This is a genomic window from Synergistales bacterium (genome assembly GCA_021736445.1).
Lineage (GTDB): Bacteria > Synergistota > Synergistia > Synergistales > Aminiphilaceae > JAIPGA01.
In genome coordinates, this window is sequence record JAIPGA010000018.1 from 1 (window position 1) to 12,971 (window position 12,971).

Consider the following 12,971-nt stretch of genomic DNA (forward strand, 5'->3'; position numbering starts at 1 on the left):
GACACAGGGATTCCGCCGTATCATGGCACTCCCCTCTCGCCGCCGTGTCACACCCCACCCCCCTTCCCATACTGCACGAACCGCATAATGTCTTCCCTGTCCAGACCGCCGAGGCCCAGACGTTGGCGGCTCCGTCCCTCCTCATGGAAATCCCTGTCCAGAAGGGCGGAGTAGATTGCCACCAGCCCATCCATGACAGGAGTGGCGACACCGGCCGTATCGCCCAGGTCCACCACCGGGACAAGCAGATTGGGGACATCCTCGGTGGCGTACCGGTGGTGGACACCCTTCGGGGCGTCCGCCCCATGCCTGGCGTAGATGGGGTTGTTGGCAAAGAGTTCGTGCAGGGTGGTTCCGTCAACGGTGTAGACGGAGCGGATCCACTCCTGCGCCGAGGAAAGATCGAGCCCGTAGGCCTTGCCTACGGCCACCCGTTCTGCGTCGACCGCCTCCAGCAGCTTCCCTACGCTCGGGGTGACGCCGTCGGTGTAGAATCGAAAATCGCTGCCCACCCCTTCGATCCGGCCCACGTTCAACAGAAGCGTGGCGCAGTGGGCGACCATGTTCATGTTGCTGAAGGCCACCTGCAGGACATTCCTCTGCGGCCAGAGGGGGATCGGAACGGCTCCCTCCAGGGCGGCCACGAATCCCTCCGAGGCGTCGCCCTCCAGACAGGCACCGGAAAAGCCCTTTTTGACGCCCCAGATATTCACCACGCCCGGTTCGGTCATCCGGCAGGCGTAGGGCAGGGTGTCCGTCTCGCCGAGATGCGAGGGATCCACGGCGAGATTGCCGGCCGCGGCCATCGCATAGGCTTCCAGACTGCCGAAGTTCCCCGGGACAAGCAGCACCCTTGCGCCCGGTTCGACACAGGGCAGGACGAGCTCCAGGAGAGGGCGCTGGGCGAAGGAAGGAACCACCACGAAGACCACATCGGCACCCGCCACGGCCTCTCCGGGATCTGTCGTAGCCCTGCGGAGCTTCCCCCTGCCTTCGATCACGCCGGTAAGCCGGATCTCCCGGGACTCCCGGACCGGGGCGAAGGCCTCCGCGCAGGAGGGATGTTCAAAGAGGGAGACCTCGTGCCCCCGCAGCGCCAGATCGCCGCTCAGCGCCTGGCCCCCGTTGCCCGCTCCCAACACAGCAACACGCATCACTGGTCGCCCCCTTCTCCGCTACTGGACAAAGCCCAGCATCCTGGGCAGGAACAGCGAGAGGTCAGGCCAGAAGGAGGTCAGAAAGACCACAGGCACATACCCGAAGAGGATCAGCACCATCGCCGGCTTGATGATATCCATGAACTCCACCTTCCCGATGCGCATCCCCAGATAGAGGATACTGGCGTAGGGCGGTGTGACCCCTCCCATGGCGAGGTTGACCCCCATGATCGCAGCGAACTGCACCGGGCTCACGCCGATAGCCTGCACCAGCGGCAGCAGCAGCGGCGCCACCAGGATGATCCCCGTGATGTCGTTGACGATCATGCCGACGAAAAAGAGCATGATGTTGATCAGCACCAGGATGACGGCCTTGTTCTGGGTGATCGAAAAGAGTCCCTGCACCAGCATCTGGGGGACCCGTTCCATCACGTAGGTCTGGCTGAGCATCAGACAGACCAGGATCATGATCAGTATGGCGCCCACCGAGGTGGCCGACTCCCAGGCCAGCTTGTAGAATCCCGAGGGCGTCAGTCCCCTGTAGACAAAAAAGCCTACCGGAATCGCATAGATCACGGCTACGGCGGCGGCCTCCGTGGGGGTCATGATCCCGCCGTAGATCCCGCCGAGAATGATGAAGGGCATCATCAGGGCGGGGAGGGCGTTCCAGGTTCTGCTGGAGAGCTGTTTCATCTTCTCCGGGAGGGGCAGCTTGGGCTCCTGGTGGAGATCGAACTTCCTCGACCAGATGAGATTGATCGCCGCAAAGAGAAAGGTGATCAGCACGCCGGGGCCCACAGTGGCCAGGAAACAGGCCAGGATGGAGGTCTCGGTCACCCAGCCGTAGACGATCATGATCACGCTGGGCGGGATGAGCAGACCGAGGATGGAGGAGTTGACCACCAGCGCCGTGGCGTACCCCCGGGGATACCCCTCCTCCTCCATCCGGGGGATAAGGATCGGACCCATGGCGGCGACACCGGTGAATCCGCTGCCGGAGATCGCGCCGATGATCGCGCAGGCCACCGCACTGACCACACCGAGGCCACCCTTGATCCGCCCGACAAAGACATTGACAAACTCCAGGAGATAGCGGGCGATCCCGCTCTCGCTCATGATGGTGCCGGCGAAGATAAAGAGAGGGACACAGAGCAGAACGGGATTGGTAATCTGCCCGATCCCCCAGAGCATCATGCCCTTCATGGTCACTTCACCGACAATGCTCATGAACATCAGGGCACCGCCGAAACAGAAGGGCAGCGGCACTCCCAACGTGAGAAAGACAACGAGAATAATTAACGAGAAAAGGACTATGGTGAGCATTGGACCGTTCTCTCTCCTCTCTTACGCCTCAGGCGCTTCGCCGGAATCAAGCGTTTTCATCCGCTGGAAGACCGTCCGTACCGTATAGACCCCCATCAGGGCAAACCCGACCACCGAAGCAAAGTCGGCATAGATCAACGGTATGTACAGCGTGGGGCTCGTCTTGCCCATCATCTGGCTGTAGGCGAAGTAGTCGTAGGCCCAGTAGGTCAGCCAGGCAAGCACCACTACCGAGATGATCGACGCGACAAGACGGATCAGCCTGACGGTCCTCTGATTCTTGACAAAGACCTCCAGAACGCGGGCCACAATCTGGGTCTCCTCCGCCGATGCGTTGATACCACCGATGAAATAGAGCCATATGGTGGGAAAGAGCAGGATCTCCTCGATTCCCATCAACGGCGCCCGAAAGACATAACGCAGCAGTACCTGCACAAATACCAGCACCGCCACCGCAAGGATCAACACAAAGAGAACAAAACGCTGTCCCCGCTCGACGCTTGCGGCAAATCCTCCTCCCAGCTCATCCTGCGACAACACAGATCTCCCCCTTTCGCACGGTAGCCCAAGGGCTCCATACAATCCTCTCTCCCTACCATCCTAATGTAGGATGTTTGAATATGTAGTACAATACGGAAGCCCGGCGCCTGTGTCAATAGCTGCCCAGCCGAATGCCTCAGTGCATTCTGTACACGTTTAAGCAACCCTATTTCACAAGCAGCCTCGGAGTCCATCCGGTACTTGTCAGACAAAGCAAAGAGAGTACACTCTTCCAGGAAAGTAGGTGAAGGAAAGGATGTTCAAACCGGCAAGCAGATCAAACCTCTACCAGGAGGTCCTGAAGCAGATGATAGAGGCGATCAAGGAGGGGAGGTGGAAACCGGGGGAGCGGATTCCCACGGAGATGGAGCTCGCCCGCTCCTTCGAGGTGGGCCGGAACAGCATCAGGGAGGCCACCAAGGCCCTGGCGATCTTCGGCATCGTGGAATCGAAGCCCGGGCAGGGAACCTTTGTCTCTGGAGATGCCCGCAAGAATATCATCAACACCGAGCTGCTCCGCTACCTCACCGACGACACCTCATGGGTGGAGTTGATGGAGGTCCGCATCCTCCTGGAGGTCCAGAATGTCTACTGGGCGGCGCAGAACGCCACCGAAAAGGACGCCGAAGAGCTCCGCGAGATCATCCGGCGGACCCAGGACGCCTCGGGAAGCGGTCATCCCCGGGACGCCGAGCATCTCAAGATCCACACGGATTTCCACGAGAAGATCGCAGCCATCGGGAGGAACAAGCTCGCGCTACGCCTCCTCCGTTCCATCCGAAGCGAGATCGACGCCCAGCGCCACAAGTACCTCAATCTCACCGAAGCGGAATGGGAACAGATGATCATCGAACACGAGCAGATGGTCGACCGTATCGCGGCCCGCGACGCAGCCGGCGCCAGCAGGATCATGCGGGACCATCTGCTCCGGGGGTTGGAAAAGGCGGTCCCCGAGAAGGAACGGAAACACCGGGATATCCGGGAGACGAGCATCTCCCGGAAGCACTGACGCACCGCCGGGCGGTGCGTCAGTGCGGAAAGGCGGTACCCCTGCTGGGGCACCTATGTGCAGAGGGCTCTCCCGAAGGAGCACCCCGCACCCATCTCTCCACCGCTCAGGAAGGGGAATAGCGGTTCCGGTGCACCTTGTGCAGAGGCAGCTCTTCCCTGGGATGCCCCGGCTTCTCTTCATTCCCGTAGCCCAGCGCGATGATCGACGCAACCCGGTAGTGTGCGGGGATACCGAGGATCTCCCTGGCCACATCCTCGGCCTTCGCATGGCTCGTCCCGGGCCGGTTGCGTATCTGGATCCAGCAGCTCGAGAGCCCCAGGGCTTCAGCCTCCAGCTGGATGATGACGGAGGCGATGGAGCAGTCTTCCACCCAGACGTCGCTCTCGCGCTCGTCGGCGATCACCACCACGCCAAGGGGCGCCTCGGCGAGAAACCTGCCCCCCTGAGGTTTACAGTCAGCCAGTTCCTTCAGCAACCCCCGGGATTCTACAATGACAAACTCCCAGGGTTTGATGTTCTTCGCAGAAGGCGAACGAAGCATCGCCTCCTGCAAAGCCTCCACCTTCTCGGGCTCTACGGGGCTCTCCCTGAAACGCCGGATACTCCGCCGGTTCCGCAGCAGTTCAAGCATCACAATCTCCCTCCATATTCTGTGCGGTCCACGCACTCCATCATTCCTCGTTTTTGGTCCCGTCGTATCGATAGAAAACAACATGGACCGGCTCCCGGGTGACCAGCCCCTCCCGCAGGGTCTCGTCGAGAAAGGGCATCAGCTGGTCGAGCCGCTCTCCCCTGTCAACGATCTCGACAATACAGGGCAGGTCCTCGGAGAGTCGCAGGATATGCGCCGCATGGACCCGGCTGTGGGCACCGAATCCCTCCATACCGCGCAGTACGGTCACACCGGCGAGCCCCCGACGCCCATCTGTTACGACAGAGGCACTCCCCCTCTCCGGACGTCGCAGCGCCGTCTCATACATGGAAACGCTCCAATCTCAACGCGCAGGAAAGCGCAAACCCCGCCACAAACCCAACGGCAAGATTGGCAGCCAACGTCACGGCAACAATCAAAAGCGCCACAAAGAACTCCTCCCGGCCCTCCAGGTCGATGGCCCGCATGCCGAGCTGTCCCCCGGCAAAGAGGAGCAGCACCCCCAGCACCGCCATGGGGAGCAGTTTCAGCAACTCCAGGATGGAACCGCCCAGAAAGAGGGTCAGAACGAGGAAGAACCCGCCGATCATGAGATTCGATGCCGCCGTTCTGGCGCCGAACCGGTAGTGGGCGGCGAGACCGCCGGCGCCGTGGCACATGGGCATCCCTCCCAGAAGGGCGCTGCAGAGATTGGCCGCCGACATGCTGAGCGCCGCCGTCCGGTAGGTGATCCTCCCCGCCTGCCGGCCGAAATAGGAAGAGGAGAGATCGACAAAGGCGATGTCGGCATTGAGGAGTGTCAGTGGGAGCTGGGGGACCACGGCGAGGAAGAATGCATTCCGGAATTCCTCCGGCGACGGCCAGCCCGCAGGCAGGATCCGGGGCAGATGGAAACCGGGGTCCAGGGCATGGAAGGCCACGTCCGGACCCAGTAGCAGGGCGGCCAGCACGCCGCCGGAGACGACCGCAAGACCGGCGGGAAACCGTCGGTTGTCCACCAGCAGGAGGGTCACTAGCACACCGAGGATCCCCAGCGGAAGACCCACCGGCACACCGGCGATCTCCTGGAGAGCAAGAAAGGGCTCGGCGGCGCCCTGGAGGGCCTGAAAGGAGGATTCCCCCAGGATAAACCGCAGGCCCTGGGTCATCAGCAGAAGCCCTGTGGTGAGCTGGACCCCTCTGATGACGGCCTTCGGTGTGCATCTCCCGATGAACCCCGCCGCTCCCGAGGCGCCGAAGAGGAGCAACGCACCACCCATGAGCAGGCCGGCGGCGTAGACCTCGCCGGCGCTCATTCCGGTGGCGATGGCATAGGCCCCGATCACCTTCATGGGCTGCACGGGAACGGTGGTCCCGAAGAAGAGACCGGAGCCGATGTAGAAGAGCCCCACCGGCAGGAAGACCGCCCCCGGGTCAAGACCGTTGACGAAGACGATCCCTATAGCGAGCGGAAGCAGGGTTCCCAGGTCACCCAGCGAACCGGCCGCTTCCAGTCTGTTCCATCTCCAGGGAAGACCGATGATACTCACCTCACTCTGCCAGGTTAACGAAAATCTTAACAGATAACACCGACAGAGCAAGCACCGGTCAGGAGAGAATCACACCCTGGAGATACCATTGATCGGCTTCCCGATCCCCGACGCAAGGAGATGCCGCATCCAGTGGATGCCTGTGAGCTCCAGCCCCGCACCGCGCACCAGCCCCCCGATCTCCTCCTCGCTGAAAAACCGGGAACCGTGGAGAAAGATACCGTGCGCGGCGCCGGCCTTCCTCCCCTCATCGAGGGAACGCCTGCCGGGGGTGATCAGGACAAAGCGTCCCCCCGGCGCGAGAACTCGGGCCACCTCCTGCATGAAGCGCTCCGGCTCGGAGAGGAAAAGCAGCACCGCCACGCTGGCCCCACAGGTAAAGCTGCCGTCCGGCCAGGGGAGATTCAAGGCATCCCCCTGGTCGATACGCAACCTGCCCTCCTCGATCGCCGCCCGGTTGTTTGCGGAAGCCAGCTCCACCATATCCCGGCTGTGGTCCAGCGCGGCGGCCTTCCCGACATAGCGCAGCATCTCGCGGAGCAGGAGACCGCCCCCCTGTCCGATCTCGCAGTAGCTGTCCCGCTCGGCGGGCCGTATCCACTCCAGAACGAGGGGCGTCACATTCTGCACGGATCTGTCTTTGTACACCAGCCGCCCCATCCATCCCGACGGCTTCCGGGAAAGCCGGTCCGTCACCCAGCGGGAGAACACGTCGGGCAGTAATGTCACCATGGACACACCTTCTTTGCAGGGGCAACACGTCACCGTCTCACCCAAGATAATAAGATCTTTTACGGCAAGAGTATACCACAAACCGCTCCTCACAAAGATGTGGCCCCATCCCCTGGAGTGGCCCTGCACTCCTCATCGAACCGGAAAGGGGGAACCGTTCAGGCCTCACTGTCTCCATGATCCGTTTCCGCCTTGTCCACCTTCTCCGGGAATCGTTCGCGTCCCCGCAAGCAGAAGAAAAAGGCCGAAGCGGCTCCGACAAAGGCCGAGGCCACCAGGAGAAAGGTATGCGCGAAGAGGGCTGCCTCCGGCCCGGGACGCCCCCCACCGAGCCACGAGGAGAGCAACCACCCGGCTTCGTAGTTTCCAAGCCCCATCCAGCCGGAGAGCGGCACCAGGAAGGCCAGCTCGGCCCCCAACGAAGCGGCCAGGATCCGGAACAATTCCCCGGACACCACCGCACGGGTGATGGTGGCGACTGCCAGGAGTTTGAGGATCCACACAGCCATGGTCACCGTCCCCAGCCAGACAAAAGCCGGCACAGAGATCGAGGCGATCCGCTCCAGAGGCGGACGGAGCATCGCAATCTTCCCGGGGCGGTTTGCCAGACGAAGCAACAGAACACAGAGCGGCCCCTTGACGGCCACACCAAGGATACAGACTGCAGCCGCTGCCACAATGCCTATTTTACCCAAAAAAAGAGGCAACGCCAGGATAAGCATGCTTCCGGCGTCGAGCATCCGCCCGGCCAGCAGAAAGACAAATCCCTCCGAAAAGGGGATCCCCCTCCGCCGGACGAGCATCGGGAAAAGCAGTTCACCGCTTTTGAAGGGAAGAAAGTTGGATCCCGCGGTATGGATCCCGACAATCCACGTGTAGGGCACCAGATTGGCGACGATCCCCCTCCCCCGCATCAAAAGCAGCCAGCGATAGGCGCGCAGCGGATAGGTGGCCACGTAGAGCCCCAGGGCACAGAGCAGCACCGGCCCCGGCACCGTCCGCCAGAGGGCGATGGCCGGCCCGAGTTTGCCGGCCGAGGCCAGCACCCACAGCGTCACCAGTGCGATGGCCAGCGAAAAGAACGTCGACCAGCCCCTGTTCACTGCCCCAGCCCCCTTCCCAGGGTCTCGCGCACCCAGTAGGGGCGCTTCCCGTCCTTGTAGTAGGCCCGGATCAGCAGCTCGGCGAGCAGCCCCGTAGTGAAAAGCTGGGTTCCCACGAGGATGAAGAGGACGCCGATAATCAGCAGCGGACGTTTGGAAAGCTCCTCGCCGAAGCAGAACTTGAGGATCGTCAGGTAGAGGGTAATGCCGAAGCCCGCGCCGCCCAGCAGCAGCCCCATGCCCCCGAGGAGATGGATCGGCCTGGTGCGGAAACGGAGGAGAAAGCGGACAAGGAGCAGATCGAGAACAACCTTGGGGGTTCTGGAGATGCCGTACTTGGAGGTCCCCCCCGCCCGGGGAAAGTGGTTCACCGGAATCTCGGCGACCCGTGCCCCCACCATGGAGGCCAGCGCCGGGATAAAGCGGTGCAGCTCGCCGTAGAGCTCAATCTCCTTGATCACCTCCGACCGGTAGGCCTTGAGGCTGCAGCCATAGTCGTGGAGACGCACACCCGTCAACCTGGCGATCAGCCAGTTGGCGATCCGGGAGGGGATCCTGCGGGAAATCAGGGCGTCCTTCCTGTCCTTCCGCCATCCGCTGACGATATCGCACCCCTCGTCGAGCTTGTCCAGGAGCTGCGGGATGTCGGCCGGGTCGTTCTGGAGATCGCCGTCCATTGTCACAATGACCTCGCCCCATGCCCGTTCGAAGCCCGCACTCATGGCGGCGGTCTGTCCGAAGTTGCGGCGCAGCGAGATCCCCACCACGCCCGGTCCGGCGCGGACGATCTCCTCCAGTTTCCGCCAGGTTCCGTCGGTGCTTCCGTCGTTGATATAGATGATCTCCCACCGGAGATCGAGCCCCTCCAGCGCACGGCGGATCCGTCGATGGAGCACGCCGACGTTCTCCTCCTCATTGTAGAGCGGCACCACAACACTCATGCTGTCCGGGTACGCCATAACGGCACCTCACTTCCTCCCGACCGGAGGGCCTGTCCGTCCAGAGCCGCCTCCGTCAGGCAACCGGCCTAAATATCGTAACGGCCGTGCTTTGCGCCGTGTTGCGCTTCCATCCTCCTGAACCAGTGTGCGAAGGGGAGAGCGGCCACCGCCGCCCAGAGCGCGCCGGCCACCACATCCGCCGGCCAGTGGACCCCGGCGAGTATCCGGGCGAAGGCGGTGCACTCCGCACAGACCAGCAGTACAAAGGCCGTGCGGTACCAACCGGTCTGGGCGGCGAAGAACGCCATCGTCCAGGTGGTGACGGTGTGCCCCGAAGGAAAGGAAAAGAATCGCCAGTCGAGTCCCGAACCCAGGATCGCCCCATACTGGAACCACCCCTGCTCGGCAACGAAAGGCCGGCTGCGGGCGAACACCACCTTCCACAGGTCGCTGGACAATCCCGCCGCCAGCGTGGCCGCAAAGAGCCCCATAATCCACAGGGCCACCCGTTCCCTGCGGTACAGTTTAGCGACAAAAAAGGCCCCGGTTATCAGCGAAAACGCCGCGACGGCGTTGCCGTAGAGGTTGCCGAACTCCCGCACCGCACCGAGCGCTCCCCCTTCCAGACCGACCACAAGGGGCTGGAGCCGGTCCAGGGAAAGGCCCGCCACAGCACCACAGACAGCGAGCAACAGCAGCCAGCGGTATCTCCGGGCAAAGGAAGGGTCGAACCAGGTGGAGAGCGCCCTGGCGTAGCCCGCCCCTACGCATCGCCAGGAAACGGCAAGGAAAAGAACCGCCATGACAATCACGGGAAAGAGATCGCGGTCAGGCAACATGGGGATTCCCCCCTCGCCCTGAAGGGCCCTGCGGCTCCGCCGCCAGCTCTCCGGAGGCACGGAGGTAGTGGAGGGCAAAGGGCAGAGCGGCGACGGCCGCCCAGAGCGCCGACCCCAGGGTGTCCGACGGCCAGTGCGACCCCGTAGCGACCCGCCCATAGGCGGTCACCACCCCGAAGGCCAGCAGCACAAGCCCCGTTTTGACGCGGCGTGTCAACAGGGCGTAGAGTCCGATCACCCAGCCCGTGCAGGCGTGCCCCGAAGGAAAGGATCGGAACTGCCAGCCGAACCCCGACTCCACAAGGGCTTCGTACCGGAACCAGCCCCAGTACTGGGCTACCTCCGCAAAGGGCCTGGTGCGGGCGAAGAGGTATTTCAGCAGATCCGTGGCGATGCCGGCCACCATGGTGGCCGCGAAGAGCCCCAGGATCCAGAAGGCCAGCCTGCCCTTGCGGAACAGCACCGCCAGGAAGTAGGCCCCCACAAAGATGGAGAAGGCAAACTCGGCGCTTCCGTAGAGGTTCCCCAGCTGCCGCAGGAACTCGAGAGCCGGCACCCCCCGGGAGAGCAGGAGCTCCCGGGAACCGTCGGCCAGGAAGGAGAGAGCAAAGAGCGCGGCCAGGACCAGCAGGAGGGGTCCGTGGAACCGGTAGGTCCCGGAACGGAACCACCGGGACATGGCTTTGAAGTACCCTCCCCGGGCCACCTGCACGATCACAAGGATACAGAGAAGGCTGAGCACAATGGTTGGAACGTCATTCGCATGGGGAAACACTCTGTCCACCTCGATTCTCATTGTGTTATTTCCATCACCACGGCGGGTTCCTCGAGATCCCAGCCCCGCCGGACAATCCGATGGGTCCGCCGGGGCAGGGCGCCCTCGACCCGTTCCAGGTGGCGCTCAAGCACCCAGATACGCACCCTGGGCCGGTCGGCCGCGAAGGAAACCACCGCCTCTTCACTCTCCAGGATGGGGAGATCCCGGCCGCTGTAGAAGATCACCGCCGCCTGCTCCCGTTTGAACAGGCCGGCGGGGACGCCCTCGAGAGCCGCCGCCATGGCCTGCGGCCGGTAGAGCCCGCCATACTGGACGATCAACGACAGCAGAAGCGCCAGCATCAGAGCGCCCCGGGCCAGCTGGAGCCGTCCCCGGGCTCCCCAGGGGACCACCATGGCCTGGCGCAGCGTGACGCAGCCGGTTGCGGCGAGACAGACCCCGGCGATCCGGAAATCCAGCGGCAGGGGTGCGGAGGCGAAGACGAAGAGACAGACCGCCCCGGCCAGCTCCAGCACACCCTGCAAAGCCAGGATCCACCGTGTTCCGCGGCCGTAGAACGCACCGGCGAACCCGCAACCCAGCAGCACCGAGAGCCCGGGATAGGAGGCCAGAAGGTAGTGGTGCAGCTTGTTGGCCGCCAGACTGTAGAACACGATGACCACAATGGCATTGACGGCAAGGGCCTTGAGCAGCAATCCTTTCTTTCCCTCGATCTGCCGCACCGCCCTCGCGGCACCGCCCCAGAAGGGATGCCAGAGCCAGAAGGCAACAAGAAGCACCGGCAGGTAGGTCTGCCAGAAGGGATAGTCGTGGTAGGCGATGCTGCCGGTGAACCGGGCGAGGTTGTTGGCCACCAGGAACTGCTCCACAAAGAGATCGCCGTGCAACACAACCATTGCCCCGTACCAGGGTCCGGCGATGAGCAGAAAGATCCCCGGCCCGGCGTTCAGCCAGGCCCGGCGCAGAAAGAGCGGCACCGAAAGCGCCCGGTTGCAGAGGAAGGCGCAGAGCAATGCCGAGGCACCGGGCAGCAGAAAACCGATGGGCCCCTTGGCCAGGACCGCCAGGCCCGCCGCGGCCCAGGCCAGAAGCACCTTCCCGCGGCCCGGCGTCTCTCCGGTGAGCCCTGTCCCCCGGACCAGCAGCAGAAAGGCGAGAAACTGGAAGAAGACCAGCGTCATCTCCGGCACCGCCCCACGGCTCTCCAGAAGGACATGGATATTGGTGATCCAGACCAGCGCGGCGGCCACCGCCTCCCTCCTGCCGAGGCTGCGCGCCATCGTCCCGAAGAGCACCAGCACCATCCCCAGCGAGGCCGCCACCGACGGCAGCCGTGCGGCAACGGCATCCTGTCCGAAGACCGCCATGGCGGGAGCCGTCAGGTAGTAGAGCAGGGGTGGTTTGGCGAAACGGATGTGGCCGTTGAACCAGGGGGTGATCCAGTCACCGCTCTGGAGCATGGTCCAGGCCGCCGCAGCATTGCGGCCTTCATCCGGCGCCGTCAGCGGCACCATCCAGGTCCCGCAGCCGATCATCACCAGGGCGATACCGACGTACAAGACCACCCTGCGGCGTGTCAGCGCTCGTTCCATAGGCTGTCGGTTCCTTTCATCGAAAGGTCGGCGAGGCCAGACCATATGATAGCATCGAATCGGCATCCCTCTCTGCCCAGAGCGGAGTCGTCGAAGAGAAGGATACAGGCCACATGGTTGCGTATACATGGTATCCTGCACACACAGACCGCACCACCGAGAGGAGATGCAAACATGAAAACACCACAGGAAACGCTGCTCGTCCCTGGGGGGTACGCGCGGGCCTTCCGGCTCGATGAGGGAGCCCACTGCACCGTCGAGGATATCGAGGGGGGGCAGATCGCCGATTTCGTAGCCTTCAACGCCGAGGACTACGGTGAGCGGTTTTCCACCTCCCACACGATCCTTGCGCTGCATTCCATCCGTCTCCGCGTGGGCGACGCGCTGCGCTCCAACCTGAGACACCCCATGCTCACCGTCGCGGAAGACAGCGTCGGCACCCACGACATGCTGGTACCCGCCTGCGACGAGCAACGCTATCTCGTGGACTACGGGGTGGCGGAGCACAGAAGCTGCGTCGCCAACTTCGAGGAGGTGCTTGCGCCCTACGGCATCCGCCGCAACGACATCCCCAATCCCCTCAACATCTTCGAGAACGCCTCCATCGACGAAGCAGGGGGGCTCCACCACCACCCCGTGGTCTCCAGGGCGGGAGACACCATCACCTTCCAGGCCCTCATGCCTCTGATCTGCGCGGTTTCGGCCTGCCCCATGGATCTCAACCTCACAGGCGGCGATGCCATTACAGACATCCGCATCACCATCTGGTAAGG

Annotated in this window: 14 protein-coding genes; 2 read left to right on the forward strand and 12 right to left on the reverse strand. The window is 63.2% G+C overall.

Translation table 11 applies throughout. From position 1 onward, the window contains the following. Window positions 1–47: 47 nt before the first annotated feature. From K9L28_04550 to K9L28_04560, 3 genes are read right to left on the reverse strand one after another with little or no spacing between them, the layout of a single operon-like run. A complete protein-coding gene (locus tag K9L28_04550; protein MCF7935590.1) occupies window positions 48–1,154 on the reverse strand; it encodes an NAD/NADP octopine/nopaline dehydrogenase family protein in 1,107 nt (368 codons plus the stop codon). Between the two features lie 21 nt (window positions 1,155–1,175). After that, complete coding sequence (locus K9L28_04555; GenBank protein MCF7935591.1) at window positions 1,176–2,480, reverse strand: TRAP transporter large permease; 1,305 nt, start codon at window positions 2,478–2,480, stop codon at window positions 1,176–1,178. Between the two features lie 21 nt (window positions 2,481–2,501). Then, window positions 2,502–3,017: a TRAP transporter small permease subunit gene (locus K9L28_04560; protein MCF7935592.1), complete on the reverse strand. Its 516-nt coding sequence runs from the start codon at window positions 3,015–3,017 to the stop codon at window positions 2,502–2,504. A gap of 259 nt (window positions 3,018–3,276) precedes the next feature. Between K9L28_04560 and K9L28_04565 the strand changes: the two genes are divergently transcribed. Then, window positions 3,277–4,029, forward strand: a complete 753-nt coding sequence (locus tag K9L28_04565; protein MCF7935593.1) for a FadR family transcriptional regulator — start codon at window positions 3,277–3,279, stop codon at window positions 4,027–4,029. 106 nt (window positions 4,030–4,135) lie between these two features. Here the strand turns inward: K9L28_04565 and K9L28_04570 are convergent, their stop codons facing one another. From K9L28_04570 to K9L28_04610, 9 genes are all read right to left on the reverse strand, one after another. After that, complete coding sequence (locus K9L28_04570) at window positions 4,136–4,663, reverse strand: nitroreductase family protein (protein MCF7935594.1); 528 nt, start codon at window positions 4,661–4,663, stop codon at window positions 4,136–4,138. A 40-nt stretch (window positions 4,664–4,703) separates the two neighbouring features. Next, on the reverse strand, window positions 4,704–5,012 hold the full coding sequence (locus K9L28_04575) for a DUF190 domain-containing protein (GenBank protein ID MCF7935595.1): 309 nt from the start codon (window positions 5,010–5,012) through the stop codon (window positions 4,704–4,706). Next, window positions 5,005–6,213 carry a hypothetical protein gene (locus K9L28_04580; protein ID MCF7935596.1) on the reverse strand — a complete coding sequence of 403 codons (1,209 nt, stop codon included), beginning with the start codon at window positions 6,211–6,213 and terminating at the stop codon, window positions 5,005–5,007. The genes K9L28_04575 and K9L28_04580 overlap by 8 nt, the downstream gene beginning before the upstream one ends. Window positions 6,214–6,282: 69 nt before the next feature. Further along, window positions 6,283–6,945 (reverse strand): class I SAM-dependent methyltransferase, encoded by a 663-nt coding sequence (locus K9L28_04585; GenBank protein ID MCF7935597.1) that lies wholly within the window; start codon window positions 6,943–6,945, stop codon window positions 6,283–6,285. Between the two features lie 158 nt (window positions 6,946–7,103). Then, entirely contained in the window at window positions 7,104–8,048 is a 945-nt protein-coding gene (locus K9L28_04590) for a flippase-like domain-containing protein (GenBank protein MCF7935598.1), read from the reverse strand. Continuing rightward, window positions 8,045–8,989 carry a glycosyltransferase family 2 protein gene (locus K9L28_04595; GenBank protein MCF7935599.1) on the reverse strand — a complete coding sequence of 315 codons (945 nt, stop codon included), beginning with the start codon at window positions 8,987–8,989 and terminating at the stop codon, window positions 8,045–8,047. The genes K9L28_04590 and K9L28_04595 overlap by 4 nt, the downstream gene beginning before the upstream one ends. 86 nt (window positions 8,990–9,075) lie before the next feature. After that, the gene (locus tag K9L28_04600; GenBank protein ID MCF7935600.1) at window positions 9,076–9,828 is read right to left on the reverse strand and encodes a phosphatase PAP2 family protein; all 753 of its coding nucleotides are present in this window, start codon (window positions 9,826–9,828) and stop codon (window positions 9,076–9,078) included. Then, the gene (locus tag K9L28_04605) at window positions 9,818–10,624 is read right to left on the reverse strand and encodes a phosphatase PAP2 family protein (GenBank protein MCF7935601.1); all 807 of its coding nucleotides are present in this window, start codon (window positions 10,622–10,624) and stop codon (window positions 9,818–9,820) included. Before K9L28_04605 ends, K9L28_04600 begins: the two co-directional genes overlap by 11 nt. Continuing rightward, window positions 10,621–12,198, reverse strand: coding sequence for a glycosyltransferase family 39 protein (locus K9L28_04610; GenBank protein MCF7935602.1), 1,578 nt, complete (start codon window positions 12,196–12,198; stop codon window positions 10,621–10,623). The genes K9L28_04605 and K9L28_04610 overlap by 4 nt, the downstream gene beginning before the upstream one ends. Before the next feature lie 174 nt (window positions 12,199–12,372). Here K9L28_04610 and K9L28_04615 point away from each other — a divergent pair, with 174 nt between their 5' ends. After that, on the forward strand, window positions 12,373–12,969 hold the full coding sequence (locus K9L28_04615; GenBank protein MCF7935603.1) for an urea carboxylase-associated family protein: 597 nt from the start codon (window positions 12,373–12,375) through the stop codon (window positions 12,967–12,969). Window positions 12,970–12,971 lie beyond the last annotated feature (2 nt).

Bases quoted from the DNA above. Each gene is read 5' to 3' on its own strand.
- K9L28_04555 (MCF7935591.1), bottom strand. From the start codon at position 2,480: ATGCTCACCATAGTCCTTTTCTCGTTAATTATTCTCGTTGTCTTTCTC.
- K9L28_04600 (MCF7935600.1), bottom strand. From the start codon at position 9,828: ATGTTGCCTGACCGCGATCTCTTTCCCGTGATTGTCATGGCGGTTCTT.
- K9L28_04605 (MCF7935601.1), bottom strand. From the start codon at position 10,624: ATGAGAATCGAGGTGGACAGAGTGTTTCCCCATGCGAATGACGTTCCA.
- K9L28_04610 (MCF7935602.1), bottom strand. From the start codon at position 12,198: ATGGAACGAGCGCTGACACGCCGCAGGGTGGTCTTGTACGTCGGTATC.
- K9L28_04550 (MCF7935590.1), bottom strand. From the start codon at position 1,154: ATGCGTGTTGCTGTGTTGGGAGCGGGCAACGGGGGCCAGGCGCTGAGC.
- K9L28_04565 (MCF7935593.1), top strand. From the start codon at position 3,277: ATGTTCAAACCGGCAAGCAGATCAAACCTCTACCAGGAGGTCCTGAAG.
- K9L28_04615 (MCF7935603.1), top strand. From the start codon at position 12,373: ATGAAAACACCACAGGAAACGCTGCTCGTCCCTGGGGGGTACGCGCGG.
- K9L28_04570 (MCF7935594.1), bottom strand. From the start codon at position 4,663: ATGCTTGAACTGCTGCGGAACCGGCGGAGTATCCGGCGTTTCAGGGAG.
- K9L28_04595 (MCF7935599.1), bottom strand. From the start codon at position 8,989: ATGAGTGTTGTGGTGCCGCTCTACAATGAGGAGGAGAACGTCGGCGTG.
- K9L28_04575 (MCF7935595.1), bottom strand. From the start codon at position 5,012: ATGTATGAGACGGCGCTGCGACGTCCGGAGAGGGGGAGTGCCTCTGTC.
- K9L28_04585 (MCF7935597.1), bottom strand. From the start codon at position 6,945: ATGGTGACATTACTGCCCGACGTGTTCTCCCGCTGGGTGACGGACCGG.